Annotated in this window: 22 protein-coding genes and 1 tRNA gene; 11 read left to right on the top strand and 12 right to left on the bottom strand. The window is 40.0% G+C overall.

Annotation, left to right across the window (positions count from 1 at the left end):
• Nucleotides 1-24 precede the first annotated feature (24 nt).
• From sufC to EGC80_RS16160, 8 genes are all read left to right on the top strand, one after another.
• Nucleotides 25-798, top strand: coding sequence for a Fe-S cluster assembly ATPase SufC (gene sufC / locus EGC80_RS16195; RefSeq protein ID WP_124693496.1), 774 nt, complete (start codon nt 25-27; stop codon nt 796-798).
• A 2-nt stretch (nt 799-800) separates the two neighbouring features.
• Nucleotides 801-2141 (top strand): Fe-S cluster assembly protein SufD, encoded by a 1341-nt coding sequence (gene sufD, locus EGC80_RS16190; protein WP_124013721.1) that lies wholly within the window; start codon nt 801-803, stop codon nt 2139-2141.
• 3 nt (nt 2142-2144) lie between these two features.
• A complete protein-coding gene (locus EGC80_RS16185) occupies nt 2145-3392 on the top strand; it encodes an aminotransferase class V-fold PLP-dependent enzyme (RefSeq protein WP_124013720.1) in 1248 nt (415 codons plus the stop codon).
• Between the two features lie 32 nt (nt 3393-3424).
• Nucleotides 3425-3778, top strand: a complete 354-nt coding sequence (locus EGC80_RS16180; RefSeq protein WP_124013719.1) for a HesB/IscA family protein — start codon at nt 3425-3427, stop codon at nt 3776-3778.
• A gap of 39 nt (nt 3779-3817) precedes the next feature.
• On the top strand, nt 3818-4354 hold the full coding sequence (sufT, locus tag EGC80_RS16175; RefSeq protein WP_101031482.1) for a putative Fe-S cluster assembly protein SufT: 537 nt from the start codon (nt 3818-3820) through the stop codon (nt 4352-4354).
• Nucleotides 4354-4812, top strand: coding sequence for a SufE family protein (locus tag EGC80_RS16170; protein WP_101031480.1), 459 nt, complete (start codon nt 4354-4356; stop codon nt 4810-4812). The genes sufT and EGC80_RS16170 overlap by 1 nt, the downstream gene beginning before the upstream one ends.
• Before the next feature lie 454 nt (nt 4813-5266).
• Entirely contained in the window at nt 5267-6049 is a 783-nt protein-coding gene (locus tag EGC80_RS16165; protein WP_101031478.1) for a ferredoxin--NADP reductase, read from the top strand.
• A 161-nt stretch (nt 6050-6210) separates the two neighbouring features.
• Nucleotides 6211-6714 (top strand): cytochrome c, encoded by a 504-nt coding sequence (locus EGC80_RS16160; RefSeq protein WP_101031476.1) that lies wholly within the window; start codon nt 6211-6213, stop codon nt 6712-6714.
• A 590-nt stretch (nt 6715-7304) separates the two neighbouring features.
• Here the strand turns inward: EGC80_RS16160 and EGC80_RS16155 are convergent.
• The 3 genes from EGC80_RS16155 to EGC80_RS16145 form a co-directional block, all read right to left on the bottom strand.
• Entirely contained in the window at nt 7305-10442 is a 3138-nt protein-coding gene (locus EGC80_RS16155; RefSeq protein ID WP_124013718.1) for an efflux RND transporter permease subunit, read from the bottom strand.
• A 9-nt stretch (nt 10443-10451) separates the two neighbouring features.
• Nucleotides 10452-11600: an efflux RND transporter periplasmic adaptor subunit gene (locus EGC80_RS16150; protein ID WP_124013717.1), complete on the bottom strand. Its 1149-nt coding sequence runs from the start codon at nt 11598-11600 to the stop codon at nt 10452-10454.
• Between the two features lie 169 nt (nt 11601-11769).
• Nucleotides 11770-11845: transfer RNA gene (locus EGC80_RS16145), tRNA-Ala, on the bottom strand.
• A gap of 657 nt (nt 11846-12502) precedes the next feature.
• Between EGC80_RS16145 and EGC80_RS16135 the strand changes: the two genes are divergently transcribed.
• The 3 genes from EGC80_RS16135 to EGC80_RS16125 are packed head-to-tail and all read left to right on the top strand — an operon-like array spanning nt 12503 to nt 13923.
• Nucleotides 12503-13207: a DUF4386 domain-containing protein gene (locus tag EGC80_RS16135; RefSeq protein ID WP_124013716.1), complete on the top strand. Its 705-nt coding sequence runs from the start codon at nt 12503-12505 to the stop codon at nt 13205-13207.
• Between the two features lie 52 nt (nt 13208-13259).
• Nucleotides 13260-13358, top strand: coding sequence for a proprotein convertase P-domain-containing protein (locus tag EGC80_RS23050; protein ID WP_101031468.1), 99 nt, complete (start codon nt 13260-13262; stop codon nt 13356-13358).
• On the top strand, nt 13351-13923 hold the full coding sequence (locus EGC80_RS16125) for a hypothetical protein (RefSeq protein WP_124013715.1): 573 nt from the start codon (nt 13351-13353) through the stop codon (nt 13921-13923). Before EGC80_RS23050 ends, EGC80_RS16125 begins: the two co-directional genes overlap by 8 nt.
• Nucleotides 13924-14181: 258 nt before the next feature.
• Here EGC80_RS16125 and EGC80_RS16120 read toward each other — a convergent pair whose 3' ends face one another.
• From EGC80_RS16120 to EGC80_RS16080, 9 genes are all read right to left on the bottom strand, one after another.
• The gene (locus tag EGC80_RS16120; protein WP_308199796.1) at nt 14182-15531 is read right to left on the bottom strand and encodes an NAD(P)/FAD-dependent oxidoreductase; all 1350 of its coding nucleotides are present in this window, start codon (nt 15529-15531) and stop codon (nt 14182-14184) included.
• Between the two features lie 375 nt (nt 15532-15906).
• Nucleotides 15907-16512 (bottom strand): S-(hydroxymethyl)glutathione synthase, encoded by a 606-nt coding sequence (gene gfa, locus EGC80_RS16115; RefSeq protein ID WP_124013714.1) that lies wholly within the window; start codon nt 16510-16512, stop codon nt 15907-15909.
• Nucleotides 16513-16537: 25 nt separating this feature from the next.
• The gene (locus tag EGC80_RS16110; RefSeq protein ID WP_124013748.1) at nt 16538-16930 is read right to left on the bottom strand and encodes a cupin domain-containing protein; all 393 of its coding nucleotides are present in this window, start codon (nt 16928-16930) and stop codon (nt 16538-16540) included.
• 557 nt (nt 16931-17487) lie between these two features.
• Nucleotides 17488-17814: a DMT family transporter gene (locus EGC80_RS16105; RefSeq protein WP_101031458.1), complete on the bottom strand. Its 327-nt coding sequence runs from the start codon at nt 17812-17814 to the stop codon at nt 17488-17490.
• A 220-nt stretch (nt 17815-18034) separates the two neighbouring features.
• Nucleotides 18035-18874, bottom strand: a complete 840-nt coding sequence (gene fghA / locus EGC80_RS16100) for an S-formylglutathione hydrolase (protein ID WP_124013713.1) — start codon at nt 18872-18874, stop codon at nt 18035-18037.
• Nucleotides 18875-19003: 129 nt separating this feature from the next.
• Nucleotides 19004-20134 (bottom strand): S-(hydroxymethyl)glutathione dehydrogenase/class III alcohol dehydrogenase, encoded by a 1131-nt coding sequence (locus EGC80_RS16095; protein WP_124013712.1) that lies wholly within the window; start codon nt 20132-20134, stop codon nt 19004-19006.
• A 221-nt stretch (nt 20135-20355) separates the two neighbouring features.
• Nucleotides 20356-20622 carry a DksA/TraR family C4-type zinc finger protein gene (locus EGC80_RS16090; RefSeq protein ID WP_101031452.1) on the bottom strand — a complete coding sequence of 89 codons (267 nt, stop codon included), beginning with the start codon at nt 20620-20622 and terminating at the stop codon, nt 20356-20358.
• Nucleotides 20623-21053: 431 nt separating this feature from the next.
• Nucleotides 21054-21611 (bottom strand): S-(hydroxymethyl)glutathione synthase, encoded by a 558-nt coding sequence (gene gfa / locus EGC80_RS16085; protein WP_124013711.1) that lies wholly within the window; start codon nt 21609-21611, stop codon nt 21054-21056.
• A 55-nt stretch (nt 21612-21666) separates the two neighbouring features.
• Nucleotides 21667-22818 (bottom strand): iron-containing alcohol dehydrogenase, encoded by a 1152-nt coding sequence (locus EGC80_RS16080; protein WP_101031448.1) that lies wholly within the window; start codon nt 22816-22818, stop codon nt 21667-21669.
• Between the last annotated feature and the right edge of the window lie 128 nt (nt 22819-22946).

Genomic DNA, 22946 nt, shown 5'->3' with positions numbered 1-22946 from the left:
TACTTAAATAGATAAAGGTTACAGATGCTAAAAATTATAAATTTAAAAGCCAAAGTTGATGGCAAAGAGATCCTTAAAGGATTAAATATCGAGATTAAACCGGGTGAAGTCCATGCAATTATGGGGCCTAATGGCAGCGGAAAGAGTACATTATCCAATGTCCTAGTAGGTCGTGATGGCTATGAAGTGACAGATGGAGCAGCGATGCTTGAAGGCAAAGATTTATTAGCACTTAAGCCTGAAGAGCGTGCCCGCGAAGGTATTTTTCTTGCTTTTCAATATCCGGTTGAAATCCCAGGAGTCAGCAATCTCGAATTTTTAAAAACATCCCTTGAATGCCTCTATACACATCAAAACAAGCCACTGCTAAGTGCGGTTGAGTTTATGAAGCTGGCGCGTGAAAAATGCAAGCTCGTTGACCTAAGTACTGTTTTTCTTAAGCGTGGAGTCAATGAAGGTTTTTCGGGTGGAGAGAAAAAACGCAATGAAATTATGCAGATGCTAATGTTAGAGCCTACGCTATGCATACTTGATGAGACCGACTCAGGCTTAGATATCGATGCACTCAAAGTGGTAGCTGATGGTATCAATACCTTACGCAGTCCCGATCGCTCCTTTATTGTGATCACTCACTACCAACGATTATTAGATTACGTTCAGCCTGACTTTGTCCATGTATTGTCCGAGGGACAGATCGTTAAATCTGGCGGAAGTGAGTTGGCGTTGGAATTAGAACAAAAGGGCTACGGTTGGTTAGAGAATGGAACTGAGCAACCCGTTAATCCAATTGAGGTTTAACAATGAATAATCAAACACAAATAGCAACGGGTGTTTCCAACATTCCAATTCACCAGAAAAATGCCTGGTTACAACCCATCCGTGCAGCGGCAAGCGAGCGCTTAACCTATCTACAAATCCCGACGCAGAAAACCGAAGATTGGAAATATCTGAAGCTTGAACAACTGTTAGCGAGTGACCCAACAGACATACACAGTACAGGGGAGTTCGATCCAAAAAGTATCAATGACATCAGAGATACCCATGAGATCAATAACGTACTTTCACAGTCTTTGATAAGTGATTTTGATGCGTATCGGTTAGTGTTTGTTAATGGAGTATTCGTGGGTGAGTTATCGCAACATGATAGCAACCCATATAGTGTTTTATTCTCCGAGGCTAGCACAGCTCAGCAGCAAATCATTGTTGATCACCTAGACAGTAGTCATAGCCATTACCATGACTATTTTTCAAGCCTAAACAGCGAGCAACTTGAAGACGGTTTGCTTATACATATTCCTGAGCATTGCCTTGTTGATAAGTCTTTTTATATTGTAAATTTATTGATAGGCGAACAGCCAAAAACGCATATGATGCGGGTATTGATTATTGCTGAAACGGGCAGTAAAGCGACAATAATCGAGCATGAGGACACCCCTGTCACACATACAGGAATGGTTAATACTGTGATTGAATGCTTTGTTAATGACAACGCAGATATTACTCATAGCCGGATCCAACTTGATGAGAGCGTGACTAGTCTATGTAGTCAGCGCGTTAAACAAGGTCGTAATAGCCTTTATCAACAGTATCAAATTAGCCTAGCCTCTAAACTAAAGCGTAATGATCTTACCGTGGCTTTAGTAGGGGAGTATGCTAGTGCGGATATTCGAGGCAGTTTTTACGGTCGCAACCAACAAACTATTGATAACCATACTTGCATGGAACATATGGCACCAAATTGTACCAGCAACGAGATATTTCGAGGTTTAGCCGATAACGAAGCCAATGCCGTGTTCAATGGCCGTATTCATATTCATCCAGACGCTCAAAAAACGGTAGCCAAGCTAAGCAATAAAAATTTATTACTGTCAGATTTTGCAACGATTAATACTAAACCTGAATTAGAGATCTATGCTGATGATGTGAGATGTTCACATGGTGCCACGGTAGGTCAAATTGATAGTGATGCGCTGTTTTATTTACAATCTAGAGGCATTTCAAGGAGCGAAGCGAAACGACTGTTGAGCCTAGCCTTTATTGCTGAGATAGTCGATAAGGTTCCAGAAACGAGTGTACAAGCGTTTATTACACAACGTTTTTCTAGCTTATTTTTATCATTACAGTACCCCGGGGGGAAATAACCAATGTCTCCTTTATCGGCAGTTGTGGAAGATAACACCTTTGATATTGTAAAGATCCGTCAGGATTTTCCTTTATTAAATAAGAGTATTAAAGGTCGACCGTTAATTTATTTGGATAATGCCGCTACAACTCAAAAACCACAAATTGTTATTGATGCTACAAATCAATTTTATAGTAATAGCAACGCGAATGTACATCGAGGTGCCCATACCTTGAGCGATGATGCCACTGAGCTTTTCGAGAAAGCACGCAGTAGCGTACAAGGCTTTATTAATGCCAAGCACAGTCACGAAATAATTTGGACAAAAGGGACCACCGAAGCGATTAACATGATCGCAAGTGGATTAGCACAAAGTCATTTGAAGCCGGGTGATGAAATTCTTATTTCAGCAATGGAGCACCATGCCAACATTGTACCTTGGCAAATAGCGGCACTACGAAGCGGTGCAAAACTAATGGTTGTGCCAATTAATGAGAAAGGCGAGCTAATTTTTTCAACTTTTAAAAAATTACTTAACAAAAAAACCGCCATTGTTGCCATGACGCATGTTTCCAACGCACTCGGCACGATTAATCAGGTAAAAGAAATCGTGAGGTTTGCTAAGCAAGTCAATGCGATTACTGTGATAGACGGTGCCCAAGCCGTTGCTCATTGTCCTGTCGATGTGCAGCAACTCGATTGCGATTTTTATGCCTTCTCAGGGCATAAGTTATTTGGTCCAACGGGTATAGGCGTATTGTACGGGAAAGAGGATCGTCTTGAACAACTCCCCCCATTTCAAATGGGGGGCGAGATGATTAAATCGGTGACTTTTGAACAGGCTACATGGAATGAGTTGCCCTATAAATTTGAAGCGGGTACACCAAATATAGCGGGGGCTGTCGGACTTGCAGCGGCAATAGATTACCTTAATAGCATTGATCGAGTCGGGGCCATGTTACACGAAAAGCGATTAATGAATTATTGCTTAGCGTTAGCACAGAGTATGGATGATATTCACCTCTATGGTACGGCAGAAAATAAAACGGCTATTTTCTCTTTTCTCATGGGGGATTCGCATCCAAGTGATGTGGGGACTTTACTCAACCAACAAGGCGTAGCTGTTCGAACAGGACATCATTGCACTATGCCATTGATGAATGAGCTGGGTATTTCAGGCACGGTACGCGCTTCATTTTCTCTCTATAACACAGAAGAAGAAGTGGCCATGTTATTTGCAGCGTTGACTAAAGTTAAAACCTTCTTATAACTAAATAATGACGATAACAAGGGAATCTTATTATGACAGTAATGAAATTTGAACCAAATAAAACCAGTGTTACCTTAAGTGACAATGCTCGTAGTTACCTGGAGAAAGAAATCCTTAATAAAAACGCTTTTGGTCTGTGTTTTTCAGTGAAAAAAAGTGGCTGCAATGGTTTTAGATATGTGTTGGATTTTATTGACAATCCCATTACTGAAGAGGGGTTTATTGTTATCAACGATAAGCTCAAACTGTACGTCACCCAAGAAGCCTTACCTTATGTAAACGGGACTGAAATTGATTGTGTCACGGAGGGATTGAACAAAGTCATTAAGTTCAACAACCCAAAAAGTTCAGCTGAGTGCGGTTGTGGAGAAAGCTTTTCAGTTTAATGATCCATTCAAAAACATTGACGAATACTGAATAATATTATGGAAAAAAAGATAATTGTAGTGAATAGAGACTGTCCAGCACGATTAGTACCAGTCGGAACCTCTATTACAATAAAAAAAGATACTTTTGTCACTCTGACCCAATCTTTAGGAGGAGCCTATACCGTTTTGGTTAACGGCAATATGGCTCGCATCGATGGTACCGATGGCGATGCACTTGGGTTTAAACCCATCGTCTTAGAATTTGAACTCTCAGATGAAAAGTCAGGCAATCAAACGGTGCTTGAAAGTAATGTATGGAAGGCGTTATCTGCTGTTTACGATCCAGAAATACCTGTAAGCATTGTTGATTTGGGTTTGATATACCATTGTAAGATAGAAGCCAACACCGTAGTGATTACCATGACGTTAACCGCGCCAGGCTGCGGCATGGGACCGGTATTGATCGAGGATCTCAAATACAAAGTTGGGCTAGTGCCTAATGTCAATACTGTCTTAGTGGACCTTGTTCTTGACCCGCCTTGGAGTCGAGAAATGATGACGGAAGAGGCGCAATTAGAAATGGGGTTATTTTGATGAGCACACTGTCTATTATCGGTTTACCAGAAAGCCCTTTTGGTAGTGAAATCAAATCTGAAGACATCAAAGAGGCCCTACATTTTTTTGATGACTGGGAAGAACGTTACCATTATATCATCGACCTTGGTAAGGAACTTCCCAGCATGCCAGTAGCGTTTAGAACCGATGAGAATTTTATCGTCGGTTGCCAAAGTCAGGTATGGCTAGTATGCGAATACGATGAAATAAATAACATCCTTTTGATGGCTGTCGACAGTGAAGCTCAAATTGTTAAAGGATTAGCGGCTATTGTTCTTAGTGTATTTAATAAAAGAACACCTCAGGATATTACCGGTGTTGATATCGAAGCGTTCTTCACCGAAATTGATTTATTCAGTCACTTAAGTGCGCAGCGTGGTAATGGTTTACGCGCCATGGTCAAAAAGATTTTACACTTAGCCAAGAAGTATAGCTAAAGCAAACTTTAAATAACAAATAACTAGGAATGATAAATGGATATCATGTTAGTCATATTACTTAGCCCGTATTTTAAACCATATTAGGTAATAAAGCGTAAGGTCTTATATAAGGTAAAAAAAAAGCCGTGTGGGTAAGGCGTTTTTCACTATAGCCGCCAAAATCCTTGTACGCCATAGGGAAATAAACGTCAAAAAAGAAGGACTACCAACTTAGACGCTGGGTGCTTTATTGAACAGCAGTCCACAGCATTCTCTAGGGTAATACTGGATTCAAATAAGCACCATTTTGCGGTTAAATGAGATCTTTTCCCTGCCGGTGTTTTTCAACAGAGTTGTGTCATCCCCAAAGAGCTTGGTTTTACGCAGCGGCAGAGGGCCATTCGTACTTTCAATCTGCCATGTATACCTGTATCCCACAGGTAAATTAATTATTAAAATGTACAGGAAAAACATGAATAGAAAATTCAACCCCGAAAAAGTCACAGATGTCGTTCATTGGAACGATACATTATTTTCTTTCAAGACAACGCGTAGTCAAGGCCTTCGATTTAGAAATGGGGAATATGTCATCATTGGCTTAGCGCAGAAAGAGGCTAAACCAATCCTGCGAGCCTATAGTCTTGCTAGCGCAAACCATGAAGATTACTTAGAGTTTTTCAGTATTAAAGTCGAGGGGGGTGCTTTTACATCAAAATTACAACATTTAGCTATTGGAGATGAAGTTATTATTGGTAGTAAGCCAACAGGAACACTGGTTATTGATGATTTAAAAGACGGTAGAAATTTACTCTTGATTGGTACTGGTACAGGGCTAGCCCCGTTTTTAAGTATTATTAAAGATCCTGAAACCTATGAACGTTTTGAAAAAATTATTTTGTTCCATGGCGTAAGGTATACCAATGAATTGGCATACCATGACATATTAACAACAGATCTTCCTAATCATGAATATCTTGGTGAGATGATAACTGAACAACTCATCTACTATCCGTGTGTCACTCGTGAACCCTATAAAAATCAAGGACGAATTACTGATTTAATTAATTCGGGGAAATTATATACAGATATTGGGATAGCCGAGCTCGACCCTGAATTTGATCGAATAATGTTGTGCGGTAGTCCTTCCATGTTAGAAGACACTTGTACCATGCTTGATGAAAAAGGCTTTAAGGAAAGTCCTAAAAAGGGAGTGCAAGGAGACTACGTTGTTGAGAGAGCTTTTGTTGAAAAATAGCCGTTTTGAAGCCAATAGAACTAAATAGCTCAATTACACTCATTCGGCGAAAAACCCCGAGACCCGAGCGAAACGAAAGTCGCGAGGGATTTAGGGGATCTAATTCAGCCACCCAGCCTGTTATTAAGGTGTCTATACAATCAACTTAAACAGAGACTTATATGAAAACTTTTATTAGCATCGCACTCTTGGCTATCCTATTACCAACAATGAGTTATGCAGAAGATGTACATAAGCATGAAGAACACGAAAAGGCTTCTGGTGTGGAGGCGCTTTCTCCTGATTTGCGCAAACTATTATCTGAAGAAATGAAAGCATTACAGGGTGGAATGATGTCTATCATCCCTGCATACATTTCTGGAAACTGGAGCGAAATAGAAACTACGGCACAGAAAATAAAGAATAGTTATATATTGAAACAAAGCCTAACAGAAAGCCAAGTAAAAGAACTACATTCAGTATTGCCACCTGAATTTATTGAAAAAGATCAGCGGTTTCATTATTTAGCAGGAATGCTTGAACATGCCGCACAAAGTAAAAAGCCAGAACTAATAAATTTTTATTTTTCTGAAATGAATGAGTCGTGCGCTAGTTGTCATGCCGTATTTGCAACGCATAAATTTCCAGCCTTGAAACCAGAGGGAAAAGATAGGCATGCACACTAATATGTATAACTAATAGGATTTAATTTAGCCACCTATGATTGTTCCGTTGAATTGCTCGTAGAGAAAATTATACAAGGTGATCGCAACTCAAATAGAAAGGGGTTATGTTGTTACTTCAAAAAATGGGTGGCATGTATTTGCTATGGGATAGATATTGAAACCTGTCATCAATATGGCGGTGTGGTTAAGATAATTAAGCATTGAAGATCCAGCAGTGATAACAAAGAGACTAAGTCATCTGAATAAAAAAATGACGAAATTGTCAAAATCATTCTTACGGTAAGTAGAGCACCTCCTCAGGCAAGTCTATTTGAATAAACATAAGTTAATCATAAACAAAAGCAATATTCAGAGCTGGTTTGCCCAACAGTGGGCCGCAGTTGCCCTTTACCTCACATTTTATGAAACCGGTGAGTACATGGGAGAAATGTCTGACTTTCGTAGCTTCATTAAGATGAAAGTTAAGTAAATACAAAACAAATATGAAGAAAAAGTTGAAATTATCAACTAAAGTATATTTCAGATCTAATGAAAAATGACGTTTATTCTACTTATCCTCCGCATTCAGCCTCTCAGCTTTTATCGCACTTTTATTTATCATCTTCTATCCGTGCAGTTTTATCTTTTGGCGCTTTAAATGATTCACGCATCTTTTGCATCATCGCGTAGAAGATAGGTACCAGTATGGTTGCGAGTATTACTGATGCAACCATGCCCCCTAATACAGCATAACCTAATGATTTTCGGCTTTCAGCACCTGCGCCTGTTGCAAGAACAAGTGGTACAACACCTAATACAAAAGATAGCCCAGTCATCAGTACAGCACGGAAACGCAAACGACCCGCTTCAACAGCGGCTTCCAGCGTTGGCTTGCCACCTTCTTGTAATTCTTTAGCAAACTCTACTATCAAGATAGCACTCTTACTGGCGAGACCAATTAATAACACTAAACCGATTTGAGCATACAAATTAAGCTCATAACCCATAATGTTAAGGTAAATAAAAGCACCTAACATAGCGAGGGGAACAGAAAGCATTACCGCTAATGGAATGGTCCAACTCTCATATTGTGCGACTAGGAATAGATACGTAAATACAAAAGCTAAAGCAAAAATATATGGCGCTAAATTTCCCGCTTGTAGCTCTTGGAACGTTTGTCCAGTCCATTCATAACTGTAACCAGAGGGTAATGTATTCACAGCACGTTCGACTGCCGCTATCGCTTCACCGGTACTGTATCCTGGTGTGGGGAAAATATTGATATCTGTTGAGCTAAATAAATTGTACTGTTTAACGGATTCGGGTCCAAGAATCGGTGTTATTTCAACTAACGTGCTGAGTGGCACCATCTCATTGTTTTTTGTGCGCACATAGTAGCTATTAATATCTGTTTCGCTGTCTCTGAACTCATTATCCGCTTGCACCATGACACTAAACACTTTACCAAAGCGATTAAAATCATTCACATAATAGCCACCCAGTTGGGTTTGTAAGGTATTAAAGATAACGCTCAATTCGATGCCTAAATCTTTTGCCTTTTTACGGTTAATATCCAGATACATCTGAGGCACATTAGATCGAAAGTTACTAAATGAAAAGGCAACTTCAGGTAAACTATTGAGATTTAATATAAAGGATCCCATCACTTGTGATAATTGTTCTGGAGTTCTTCCTTGCGTATCTTGCAATACAAATGAAAGCCCACTGGTAGCACCTAAACCAGGGACAGAGGGCAGGGCAAAGGCCATTACTTTTGCAGAAGGTAATGTATTAAATTTCCCTTGTAAGCGTGCGATGATTTGATTCTGATGCATGCTGTTATCACTACGTTCATCCCAATCTTCAAGGGTAATAATGAGCAAACCACCGTTAGATGCAACTGAGCCCGTTAAAATACTAAAACCACTCACATGAATAACATCAGCTACACCTGGCTCATCGCTCGCAATCGTCACTAATTCATCTATAACATCTTCTGTACGGTTAAGTGAAGCACCATCAGGTAGCTGAATATCTACCATAAATGATTTTTTATCTTCGATGGGGATAAAGCCAGAAGGTGTATTACCGGCAAGTACGAATAATGCACCCATTAGTATCACAAAGCCGATGCCGACGAGTAATAATCGGCGTACTAATAGACTGACTATCGCTGTATAACGTTCGGTTAATTTATTAAAGAACTTGTTAAACTGAAAATGAAAGCCTTTTGTATGTTTTTTGGGTTTGCGTAATAATGTTGCCGCTAATGCAGGGCTTAAGGTCAATGCATTGACTGACGAGATAAGCACTGAAATACAGATAGTAATAGAGAATTGAGCATACATTTGCCCTGTAATACCTGGCATTACTGCTGTTGGGGCAAAAACAGCTAATAATACTAATGTTGTCGCAATGATGGGCCCAGTCACCTCTTTCATTGCTTTTTCAGTGGCATCAATGGGGGATAACCCTTCATCTTCCATTAAGCGCGTTACATTTTCTATCACTACGATTGCATCGTCTACCACAATACCAATTGCGAGCACCAGAGCGAACAGTGAGATGGTATTAATACTCATGCCAATGGCAAGCATAAAGGCAAAGGTACCGATCAATGAAACTGGAATTGCAATCGCAGGAATAAGAGTTGAACGTACATCTTGCAAAAACAGGAATACAATTAAAATAACAAGCGCAACTGCAACTAATAATGTTTCAATCACTTCACCAATAGAAGCGCTAACGGCTTCGGTCGTATCATAAGCGATGACACTTTCAATATCCGTTGGGAAGCTAACAGATAAACGTTCGAGATCTTTTTTGATTGATTCTGCTACCTCTAACGCGTTTGCCCCCGGAGATTGATATACGGCAATAATGGCAGAGGGTTTATTATTAAACTTACCTTCAGCATCGTAGCTACTTGAGCCTAATTCTATGCGAGCAACTGCATTTAAATAAACTTTCGAACCGTCAGGGTTCGCACGGATCATAATCTCTGAAAATTCTTCAGCAGTTTGGAAGCGACCTTTAGTTTGCAAAGTATATTGAAAACTTTGGTCTTTAGAGGAGGGGGACGCACCAACACGACCTGCTGCAACTTGAATATTTTGTTCTCGTATAGATGCAATCACATCTTCTGTGGTGACATTTAAGGTAGACATTTTATTCGGATCAAGCCAGATACGCATTGCATAATCCATCGCACCAATAATTTGTACTTCTGATACGCCTGGCTGACGGGCTAAAGAATCTTTAATATTGATATTGGCATAATTGCTTAAAAACAGAGAGTCGAAGGTTTCATTAGGTGAGTTTAAATTAACCACTAATAACATATTCGGTGATTTTTTCTTTACAGACACGCCTGATTGTTGCACTTCTGCAGGCAGTTTTGCCATCACTGAGGTAACACGGTTTTGCACGTTCACCTGAGCCATATCAGCATCAGTTCCTACAGCAAAGGTAATACTAAGTGAATAACTACCATCATTTGCACTACTTGAAGACATGTATAACATATCCTCTACACCGTTTACTGATGACTCGATTGCTTGAGCAACGGTAGATTTTACTGTTTCAGCACTTGCGCCCCGGTAACTTGTCGTAACACTCACCTGTGGAGGTGCAATTTCAGGGAATTCGGCGACAGATAAAACGGGAATAGATAATAAACCTGCAAGCGTTAATACAATTGAAATAACAAAAGCAAATTTAGGTCGATGAATAAAGAATGTACTGATCATAGTGGTAACCTATTTTTCATTTTTTGAAGCGAAAGGAGTTTCAGTCTGCTCAGTTGTTTCAACTACAATACCGACACGCACTTTTTGTAACCCTTCAACGACTATTTTTTCACCGAGTTTTAACCCATTTATCACTTCCCAACGAACATCATAACGAGCACCTAGTTTAACCATGCGTTTTTCAATTTTGTTTTCTTCGTTAACCACTAATACAAAACGTCCTTGTTGCTCTTCTTGTACGGCTGATTGTGAAATCACAACAATTTTTTCTTCGTGGGGCATTGCGAGTGACAATTTAGTATATTGCCCTGGTAATAAGGATGCCTTGGGGTTAATAAATATCGCTCTAATAGCTAATGTACCTGTGCTTTGATCAATACGGTTATCAATGAAGTCAATTTTCCCTGTATGAGGGTAGTCCAGTGTATCTGACAAGTTAATTGTCGCCGTCAAGTCATCTGTGTCTACAGTGAGTCCATCGGTAAACTCTTTACGCGCTTTAGTTAATGTTTTTTCAGGAATTTGAAAGTTAACCCAAATAGGGTCGAGTTGTACTAATGTCGCTAACTCTAAATTATTTGCAGTGATTAAGTCCCCAGTGCTCACTTTTGAGCGACTAATTCGGCCTGAAATAGGTGCCATTATTTTTGTATAAGAAAGGTTTAATAAAGCATTATCGAGATAGGCTTGTTTAATCGCTACATCTGACTCTGTTTGATTCATACTGGCTGTTAATTCATCTATGTCCAACTCTGAAATTGCCCCCGTGTTAATTAATTTTTGACCACGTTGCCAACGGTTTTTAGCAATTTTGTAAGCTGACTGCGCATGTTTTAAAGATGCTTTTTGTTGATTTACTTCTGTATTATAAGGGGTAGCGTCAATTTCGAATAAAAGATCACCTGCTTCTACATCATCACCACCAGTAAAATGACGCTTTAATAAAACACCTTCAACTTGCGCACGGAGCGATACATCTTCAGTTGCTTCTGTTCTACCTATAAAAGCCATTTCTGGCACAATATCGATCTCTTTTATTATCTCAACAACATGTGGTGCCGGAGCTGCAACCTGTGTTATGGCTGCATCGTTACAAGCAGAAAGAAGCAATAATAATGAAACAATAAGTAGGGAGCGTGGCAGTGAAAATGTGTTCATGAGTAAGCCTTATAAGTCAATTTGATTGCTTAAAAATTAAGCTTATTAAATAAGTTCAATGATTGCTATTATTTAATGGTTTTATTTATATTGTAGTGATGCTTGGAAGGGGAGTTGTTAGTCGGTAGTATTTAGCCATTAGCTAAATACTAAGTTCTATGTTTTAAATTGGTGGAGCTATGCGAGATCGAACCGCAGACCTCTTCGCTGCCAGCGAAGCGCTCACCTAGCTGAGCTATAGCCCCATCGTATTGTTCAGAGATAAATTAACATGGCCATCCAAGATGGTTGGCTAAATAACAAACCATAATCTACGCTTTATTTACCTTTTCAAAATGGTAATTGAAGATGGACATACCCAGATAAACAATCATTAGCTTAGATGACACACCTTCTCACTGTATATAGAAAGTTATCATTGTTGCTCGCGTGAAGTGCGTAAGGCTTTTCTGTGCGGCATTGATAACTCAACAGGCGAAAATTTTGAGCATCGCCGAGAGTGGGTTGATTTACGTATTCTTGAATTGGCTACCATCTTTGCGATTGATATCTGCACTTATGCATTCTTATTAATAAGCAGGGAGCGACCATTTGCATGTGGTGATAAAAGTTGATGCAGATAAGGCTAAACAATGGTCAGATAAAGACGTGCTTATGCAGTGGCATAAAAGCTTTAAAGGCACATTGTTAACTAATAAGTTTGTCAAAAGGGAAGACCTCAACCAATTTGAATGATTTAATTTAGCCATGATGGTTCCGTTGAATTGGCAGTAGAGCAAAATATACAAGGTGATCGCGACTCAAATAGGAAAGGGTTAAGTTGTTACTTCAAAAAATGGCTGGCTATGTATTTTTAGAAGCCGATATGGCACATCTTATCAATGAATTAAAGGATTAACTTGATGGACAATGATTCTGCACAGGATTTTTCTAATGGTCTAATGCAAAGAAACTCAGCCATAATCGCTGGGTTAGGTCTGTTGGTAATGGTTTTCGCAGCACCCATAGCAAATTTCTATTTCATGTCGCAAAGCGTTGTCAAAGGTGATATCGCTGCAACAGTCAATGGCTTGCAATTCAATGGAACTCCATTTCTAATTGGCACATTCTTGTTATTTGTTACTTATGTGATGGATATTATTGTCGCATGGGCTTTATTTTGGTATTTGCGTAAAGATCAAAGAGCGCTTTCACAGTTGGTTGCGTGGTCTCGGCTTATTTACACTGCGCTTGCTTTCGTTGGTCTATCTTCGAGTATTCTAGCCTACGACTTGGCTGTGAGTCTGTCGATATCAAATTTATTCAGCGAATCAGATATCCAAACTATGGTTTTTGCCCACCTGTCAGCGGCTAAGTCGATGGAGTCGATGGCGCTGATGTTGTTTGGGGTTCACCTTGGTATGCTCAGTATTTTGTTATGGCGTTCTACCGTTACTCCAAGCTGGCTTAGTATTCCAGTGGGGCTAGCCGGCACGTCTTATATTGGTATGTATTTAGGCAAATACTTTGCTCCAGATGTCGATTGGGGCTGGTTAATTCTCTTTGCACTAGGAGAACTCGTATTGATGGTTTGGTTACTTGCATTCGGTTGGCGTAAACAAAGTTAGCCACACGCTGAAATATTCATTTAACAAGCGACTATGGACTATTGACTCGAATATGATTGAAACGGTGAAGGGTGTTTGGACGCTCAAGGTTAGCGATCAAAAGAAAGATAATCTTGGCACATTAACACAGTGGAGCATTCAGTTTGATTAAGTTAAGAATGTTAGAGGCGTTGTGTTCGCTATTATTCGGTGCAGGACTGTTTTACAGTGCAGCGCCCGGAGATAAAGTTGTCTCTTTTTTCCCTATGTTGCTGGATTTGGAGCCGCTCTACATATGCTTTGCTATCTGGCTGATATTATCCGGTCTTGTCGCTTGGTATTTCGGGCCTGCTAAATGGCCGAATATGTTGATTTTTGGGGCCATAGGCATGTTGGCTGTTGTCTTGGCATACCCTGTTGAAAAAAGAATCTATCAGCCCCCAAGCAAGATAGTTGCCGCGGCGACACAGTATTTGGATGACAACAATGTCTTATATAGCGATTTCAGGGTAATTCCACGGACTAGAAGCTTGTTTGATCCATTTAGACCTCATTATTGGGCTATTCGTGTTCACGCCAATAATAAATTTCCCAGTGAAGTAGAAACTGATGATTCCTGGGATCTAGAAAAGCATGGGCAGTTTGAGGTGTTTGTTAGAGAATCATTTTGGGGAACTCTGGATATTAAAAGTGGAACATGGTCATCCGATCCCTCATTTATTTGGCATAAGAAATAAGTCGCATAAATTATGGACACCATCCAACAACACTTCAACATCATTCAATGATTTAATTTAGCCACCCATGATTGTTCCGTTGAATTGCCCGTAGAGAAAATTATACAAGGTGCTCGCGACTCAAATAGAAAGGGTTATGTTGTTACTTCGAAAAATGGGTGGCATATTTTTATTTTGCATATTTTTATTTTAAATGCCGGGCCAATTTGGCCCGGCATTTTATTCGAAACTATTCAATTTCTGACTAAAAATCATTTATCACCACAATTTCAATTGCGGACGCAGTCGGCTTTGTACACCATTTAGCGCCAACAGTAATAACCCCTTTATTGGGCCATGTATGGTGAGTATATGCCTACGATATAGTGAGGCATAGACAAAACGGGCGGGGCATCCTTTAATGGCAACTCCTCCTCCGAGGAATGAGAACATATTACCCACAGTATAGAACTTAGACATGTTCACAAATCCTCCCAGGTCCTTGTAAAGATAATCTTTAAGTTTGGCATCCTTGTCTTTCAATAGACGGATCAAATTGTCACCGACCAGAAGAGCCATCTGACGGGCTGTCTGACCACGGGGCGGAGTATAAGAACCATCCGGCTGTGGGCACGCAGCGCAGTCACCAAAAGAAAATATGCGTTCATCTGTGGTACTTTGGCAATTCGCGTGAACAATCAGCCGGTTCATCGTATTGACCTCAAGATCGAGCGTCCCTAGGATATCAGGTCCCTTGACTCCCGCCGCCCAAATCATCATATCTGATTTGATAAACCACTCTTCTTTGGTGTACATCCCTTCAGCAGTCACTTCGGTAATGATTGTATTGGTCATGATATTTACACCCAGAGCTCGTAGCTGTTTATCGACGGCTTCGTACAGACACTCCTTTTTAAGGCTAGGCATGACACGATCTGAGGCCTCGATCAGGTTTATTCTCAGAAGATCTTTGGCGATTTCATATCCATAACCACTAAGGGTGTCGGCAACGTGGTGCATCTCGGCAGCCATCTCGGTGCCTGTGGCACCGGCTCCTACGATTGTGATATCGAAATACCCTTGATCAGGCTTCTTTGCATGTTGCAAGAATCTGTTGAGAATTTTTTGGCGCATAGTCATAGCCTGTTCGGTAAGGTCCAAAAATTCACAATGTTCACGAACACCCGGAATACCAAAATCATTGGTGATAGCACCGATACCAAGTACCAAATAGTCATAATCGATATAGCGCTCAGGGAGAATTTCAACGCCATTCTTATCTTTCATTGAAGCTAGAATGATTTTTCTATTGCTACGGTCTACACCTGTAAGGGCACCCTGTTCGAATTTATAACCATTCTTAGAGGCGTGAGCACGATAATCTACCGCATTGAGGCCTTCATCCAAGCTGCCTACTGCTAACTCATGCAAGAGTGGTTTCCATATATGGTAGGCACTTATATCCACCAACGTAATATTAGCTTTGCCATTTTTTCCCAGTTTTTTTCCGATTTTACCCAGCAACTCCATACCACCGGCACCACCACCAACAACAACAATATTAGTCATCATAAACTCCAAATTAGTAAATGTTAAAATGTATTCCCGTATTTGCTTTTCAGATTTCAATCTGACTTATGCCTTAACAGTTATATTTTCAAATGTAAAAAGACAATACTCTCAACTCTTATTTTTTAAGAAGCCAAATAGCAGGAATTTATGCTCAAATAATAGGTAGGAAAGCCTTCTCTTAGATGAAATATATTATATTGCGTTGCTGAAAAAGGTAATACCCACGTTTGTTAAATCACTTTTACTAATAAGTAATAATATCAGTGAAAATAGTGAATTTGAATTTGTGGAATCAAAAATTGATCTTGTTTTCTAAATTAATTGAATTTTTTTCAGCTTATACGTTCTGTTATTCCAATATGATTATCAAAATATAAAAATGGGTAAAGCTAGACGTAAGTGGATCAAAAAGGCTCAAAAGAGCATTTATAGTTACTTATTATTTTCGGTATGTGTTGCGATTACATCCATCAATGCAGGAGAAAGGCAATCATAAGGAGTTAACCCTTGTGATGTTAATTGCTGACGTATTGCATCCATATCTTCAGGCTTCGTTCCTGTTTCAATAATTGACGATACAAACGCTGCAAATTCTGGTGCAGACCAGCCTTTTTGCGTAGAGAGTTCAGTATGAATAAAATCTAAGCCAAAGAAAGGATGTTCTGTATTGTCAATGCGACCGTACATATGAACTCCACACTCCTTACAGGCAAATCGCTTAATTGCAGCACTGTCATCAATAACCTTAAGTTTTGACTCATTGTTTGTTACTTTAAGATTATCTTTTGAGATCACTGCTACCACTGAGAAAAGAGCGTCAGCAGGTTTCCAACATTTAGAGCAGCCACAAGCGTGATTATGAGCACTTTGTCCTTTAATCTCGACTATAACTGCTTTTGAGCGGCAATGGCATTTTAACTCGCCGCCCTTAAAATTATTTAATGCTGGCTGAATGCCTTTGTCAATATTAGGATGGATAAGAACACCATTGGTACAACAGAATGTTGCTTTATATTTACTTATAATTTTATTTATCATTTAATTGAACTCTTAAGTTTAAGTATTATACTTGTGGTGCAAATTCAGTTGCTGCTTTTCGATGAGCGGTATAAATAGCTTCACCATCACTTTCGGCATCAAAAATAACAGCTACATCAGCTGAAAAAACAATCACGTCACCAACTTCAGCAATATACTTATTACCTTGTAGATCACGTACTACTATTTTACCTTTTATAATTACTTTATATTCTACAGAATTATAAAAGTATTCGAATTCAACTCCTGGCTGCATAGTAAAGTGACCAATCGAGAGTGCTTCCGAATTATTTGTTACTGCAACTTCTGCCATTTGGCTTTTTAAACCGTCAACTTCAAGAAGTTGATTCAAATCATTTAGTTTAAATGAGCCTGACTTTAATAGGGTTATCCCTGGCTTATCTGATAGCGTGTTCATCATATGTTCCTTTATTTCTTTTTGTTGCATTGTATCCACTATTGATTATTTCAATATGGTTGAAATTCATTGTATGTAATTAACTTTATCAAGGATTATAATCTCTAAGAAATGTTGATACTGTTGTTCTCCATTTAACAAGATGGCATAACAAATATGTTTCCACTAAATTGACACGAGGAAATTAAGCAACCACTTCCCAAGTAACTTTAATGACTAAGTATAAAGATAAAAGTTTTCCCTTTTCATGTTTTAAGTAATGAAGGTAGTTTAATTGATTTTAAAATAATGATAATACCGGTTTTTGGTAAAAGATTATTACTCTTTCAGCCTTAATTCTTATAGCGTAGTATTACTGATACGGATAATTACGGTGCTTTAGATAAGTACAACATCTTGAGTTGTGCTTGAGACACGAAAGCTACATTTCACAAAAAACACCTTAGGCTTGCTGATCCATTACTTTTATAACCCATACTTATTTTTTTAATGACAACCATTATTCTGAACAATGAGCGAAGGCCTCCGAAGTATTTAGAAAAGGGAGTACGAACTCATTAATGGCTATGTCCCTGAGATAAATTAATCATGATTACACCAGAGGCAACCAACGCCATGCCAACCCAAGCGGTTAAGTCTAAATGTTGTCGATAAAACAAAGCTGATAGCAGTGTAACGGTCACGATGGCTAAGCCAGCCCAAAGCGCATGTGCCACCCCTACAGGCATCCCCTTCATTGCTTGACCTAGAAACAGAAAAGCGGCTAAATGCCCCAAAATCACCATCAACGCAGGCAAAGGTTTACTAAACCCATCCGTTGCTTTTAACGCCACATGAGATAACGCTTCGGCCATGACACCCAGTAGTAGAAAAATCCAACTCATAAAATAAGCCTTAATGTAAAGTGGTCGGCAGGCTAAGCCCGCGCATTGATTGGGATACTGTTTAGTTGCGGTTATTATATGTATAACCACTCAGATGATAATCTAGCTAAATAGCAAATTACTTTTACCCATTGGTAATAAAGTAATTTAAGCCAAAGTAAAAAGGTGTCGACATAAATGTAGACACCTTTTTTAATTACATCTGTGGACGGAACAGAAGTTACTTTGTTAGATATTTGGCATGAAAACGTAAGTGGTTTTCGATGAAGCTAGAGATGAAATAGTAACTATGATCATAACCTTCACGGTAATTAAGTTCTAACGGATAACGGTTAACCTGAGCCGCAGCGTTAAGCACTTCCGGCTTCAGCTGCTCAACAAGAAAGTCATCGGCATCACCTTGATCGACCAATGCAGGTACAAAATGACTCGCTTGACGCATCAATAAGCTCGCATCATATTGAGCCCAATTTGCAGTATTCCTACCTAAGTAGGCCGCGAACGCTTTCTTTCCCCAAGGACAATTAATGGGGTTACTGATAGGGCTAAAGGCCGATACCGACTGATAAGCATCGGTGTTACGCAGCGCGATGACTAATGCACCATGACCTCCCATAGAGTGGCCAGCAATAGATCGCTTATTGGTAACGGGGAACATCGTTTCAATCAGATCGGGTAGCTCATTGACCACATAGTCATACATACGGTAGTGACGATTCCATGGCGCTTGAGTCGCATTAACGTAAAAGCCTGCTCCCTTGCCGAGATCATAACCCTCATCATCGGCAACATCATCACCTCTAGGACTGGTGTCTGGAGCGACAATAGCAATACCCAGCTCTGCAGCAATACGCTGTATTCCCGATTTTTGCATGAAGTTTTCATCGCTACAGGTTAACCCGGAAAGCCAGTAAAGTACGGGGACTTTCTCACCATTAGACGCTTGAGGCGGTAAATAAATGGCAAATCGCATGGCGCAATTAAGAGTCTTTGAATCATGGCTATACTGTTTATGCCAACCACCAAAACTCTTATTTACACTGATATTTTCAACGGTCATTTAATATCGACTCCTATAAAATCTGCTTCAGAGCACTATACTTTCTAGCGTTGCTCTCAATAGCTATTATCTATTGTTTTCTTTAAAAAAAGACAAGCGCCCTAGGGCGCTTGTTTTTGGAATGACGACTTATTTATCGAAATGAATAACAGTACGAATACTTTTGCCTTCATGCATTAAGTCGAATGCTTCGTTAACTTGTTCAAGTCCCATGGTATGAGTAATAAAGTCACTTAACTTAAATTCACCCGCCATGTAACGCTCAACATATTGAGGTAACTCAGTGCGACCTTTAACACCGCCGAATGCAGATCCTTTCCATACACGCCCAGTCACTAACTGAAACGGACGCGTTGAGATCTCTTGTCCTGCACCAGCAACACCGATCACCACTGATTCCCCCCAACCTTTATGACAACATTCAAGTGCTGACCGCATCACGTTAACGTTACCGATACACTCAAATGAGTAATCAACGCCGCCATCGGTTAATTCGACAATCACATCTTGAATAGGTTTATCGTAATTTTTTGGGTTAATAAAATCGGTAGCACCAAGTTTACGTGCCAGCTCAAATTTACTCTCGTTAATGTCGATGACTATGATGCGAGAAGCTTTAGCCATTGTCGCGCCGATAACGGCTGAAAGACCAATACCACCCATACCGAAAATAGCCACCGTGGCGCCTTCTTCAACTTTGGCGGTATTCATTACTGCGCCCATACCGGTTGTTACACCACAGCCCAATAAACACACTTCTTCAAGCGGTGCTTCTGGGTTCACTTTGGCAAGTGATATTTCAGGTAGTACTGTGTACTCAGAAAAAGTGGAACAGCCCATATAATGGAAGATTTCTACGCCATCTTTAGAGAAACGTGTGGTGCCGTCAGGCATTAAGCCTTTACCTTGAGTTTCACGGATTTTTTGACAAAGGTTAGTTTTGCCAGACTTACAAAATTTACATTCGCCACATTCAGGCGTGTAAAGTGGAATAACGTGGTCACCCACTTGTACGCTCGTAACACCTTCACCGATAGACTCGACGATCCCACCGCCTTCGTGACCAAGAATACAAGGGAAGATACCTTCTGGATCATCACCGGATAGCGTAAACGCATCGGTATGACATACCCCAGTGGCGATCATTTTAACGCGTACTTCACCTTGCTGAGGAGGCATAACATCTACGATTTCCATAGATAAAGGCTGACCTACAGCCCAAGCAACGGCGGCTTTAGATTTAAGAGTTTGTGCTGTCATCTTGTATTCCTACTTTGAATAAACTTTAAATACGGTGTATGTCACCGTGATGGTATGGCAACGATTATAACGATCTTTGCTATATTGATAATCCCATCAATAGGCAATTAACTTTTACCATATGGTAATAATTACGTGTAAATTGATTTTATTTAAGACTGAAGGGGCTTGAGGCTTTATCTTAGTTCAAGTTAGCTTGTTAACAGTTTTTTTCTGGCAAATTAACGTAATTGGCTATCTTTACTGCCTCTACGATTAAACAGGTGTTGTTTCGCCTGATTGCTGTCTATTTCGTTTTGACAATGAATACAGAGTTTAACCCCTGGAACCGCAATACGCCTTGCATCAGCGATCGCTTCACCACACTCTTCACAATGCAGTAAACTATCGCCAGCGCCGAGTTGGCTTCTTACTGCGGCCACAGCATCTTCAACACTACTATCGATTTGCTCTTGTACCGCACCATCTTTCGACCATCCTCCAGCCATACTAATACCTCACTATAACAATTAACGCTTATCCCTTAGCTGATTTAGCCCATTTTGCTGCCATTAATCTATTGTCGATGAGATGGACAGTGTCCTGCAATATCTAGGGTTAAATAGTCAATCAATTTTTGATAGTGACTAATATTTAACTTGTCTATTTCACTCTACATTGGGTTAAATAACCCATGCTTTAAATATCATTAAATGACGTCATTGGATTACAAACATTATAGTCGTTTTAATATAAATGATAATCGGCTACATATATAAAACTCTTTTACCTATTGGTAATAATAGAAGCGATTAACATTCAACACTGTCAGTTCAAACTGAAATTAATAAAAGATACATAAAAAATAGGTTCATAAAAAAAAGCGCCTAAGCGCTTTTTTTTATGTTGATGCCAGTTAAGTCTGACACAAAATACAAGATTACTTATGACTCGCAACGTGAGTTGCAATTACATCCATTAATGCTGGTGATAAACAGTCATATGGTGCTAATCCCAAGTCAGTTAATGTATTACGAACATCTGTCATTGAGTCAGGTGCAGTACCTGACTCAATGATTGAAGAGACAAAGGCAGCGAACTCAGGCGCTGACCACCCTTGCTGTTTAGATAGCTCTGTATGCACAAAGTCTAAACCATAGAAAGGGTGTCCAATATTTTCGATTCTGCCGTACATATGAGTACCACATTCTGTACAAGCATGGCGCTGAATGGCGGCCGAATCATCAACTATCTGCAATTTATCCGCATTAGCAGTCACGCTGACTTTGTCTTTGGCGACTACGGCTATTTGAGCGAACAAAGCGCCTTCTGGCTTCCAGCATTTGCTGCAACCGCAGACATGGTTATGCGCAGTTTGCGCTGACACAAGCACTTCTACAGGCTTATGAGTGCACTGGCATTGCAATGAACCACCGGTAAAAGCTTCTGCCGTTGCTACTATGCCACTATCGACCTGGGGATGAATTAACGTTTTCATAATGATGACTCCAAAGTTTAGCTAAGCCTTGTTGTTCAAGGCTTAGCAAGGCTATTTACATAGCTTGATTAAAAAGATTGATAATATCTTGTGTGTTGGCTTTTCTTGGATTGGTTAAAGAACACGCGTCATTTAAGGCATTTATTGCCATAAATTCGAGCCTTTCTTGCTTTACGCCAAGATCAGTAAACTTCTGCGCGGTACCCACTGAAGTTGAAAGTTGCTCGATTGCGACAATACCTGCTTCTGCGGCATCGGCTGCATCCATGCCTCTCGTATCGACACCCATTGCTTTGGCAATGTCGGCAAATCGATCAGGACTAACGGTTGCATTGAAACGAGAAACATAAGGCAGCAAAATCGCATTACATAAGCCGTGCACTAAGTCATAAACTCCCCCTAGTTGGTGTGCCATAGAATGTGAATACCCTAATGAGGCATTGGAGAAAGCCATGCCTGCTAGGTATTCAGCGTACTGCATAGCATCACGTGCTTCGCGGTCTTCACCGTTATCAACAGCCTTCTGTAAGTTCATTGAGATAAGTTCAATGGCCTTAATGGCAGACGCGTCTGTTATTGGCGTTGCTGCGGTTGAGACATAAGCTTCAACCGCATGGGTCAATGCATCCATACCCGTAGCCGCTGTGAGAAATTTAGGCATCGCTACCATAAGTTCTGAATCATTTACTGCAATAATCGGAGTCATATTTTTATCTACAATCGGGTATTTCGTCTCATCTTCTTCATTATGAACAATGGCAAATATGGTCATCTCTGCCGCAGTACCCGCGGTGGTATTTACTGTGACCAGAGGTAATTGTGGCTTAGCTGATAAATGCACACCTTTAGAGTAGTCACGAATATGACCACCATTAGTAGCGACTAAGGCAATGCCTTTAGCACAATCGTGAGGAGAGCCTCCACCAAATGAAATAACAAAATCACAGTCTTCAATCTTAAGTAACTCAAGACCTTGCTCGATGTTTTTCTCTGTTGGGTTAGGCTTTACACCATCAAAGATGGTAAACGCGATAGCGTGAGCAGATAATTCATCGGTCAGCCTGTCGACTAATTTAATATCGACCAGCGTCTTATCTGTCACGATAAGCGCTTTATTAAAGTTTCTAGCCTTGAGCTCGCTACCGAGTTGCTTAATGGCATCGGGTCCCATCATCGACATCGCAGGCATATAAAATGTTGTACTCATGTGTATTTCCTTAGATTAAAAAAAATATTTGCAGCCTATCTACATCATATGGAACGATTTAAACTGAGGCTGGACGACTTCTTGGTCATTCGATGGCAGTGATTATATTCTTTATGAATAAGTTGATA

This window comes from Shewanella psychromarinicola (assembly GCF_003855155.1).
Taxonomy (GTDB): Bacteria; Pseudomonadota; Gammaproteobacteria; order Enterobacterales; family Shewanellaceae; genus Shewanella; species Shewanella psychromarinicola.
The sequence above is the reverse complement of the archived record's forward strand: the minus strand, read 5'-3'. Positions and strand labels throughout refer to the sequence as shown.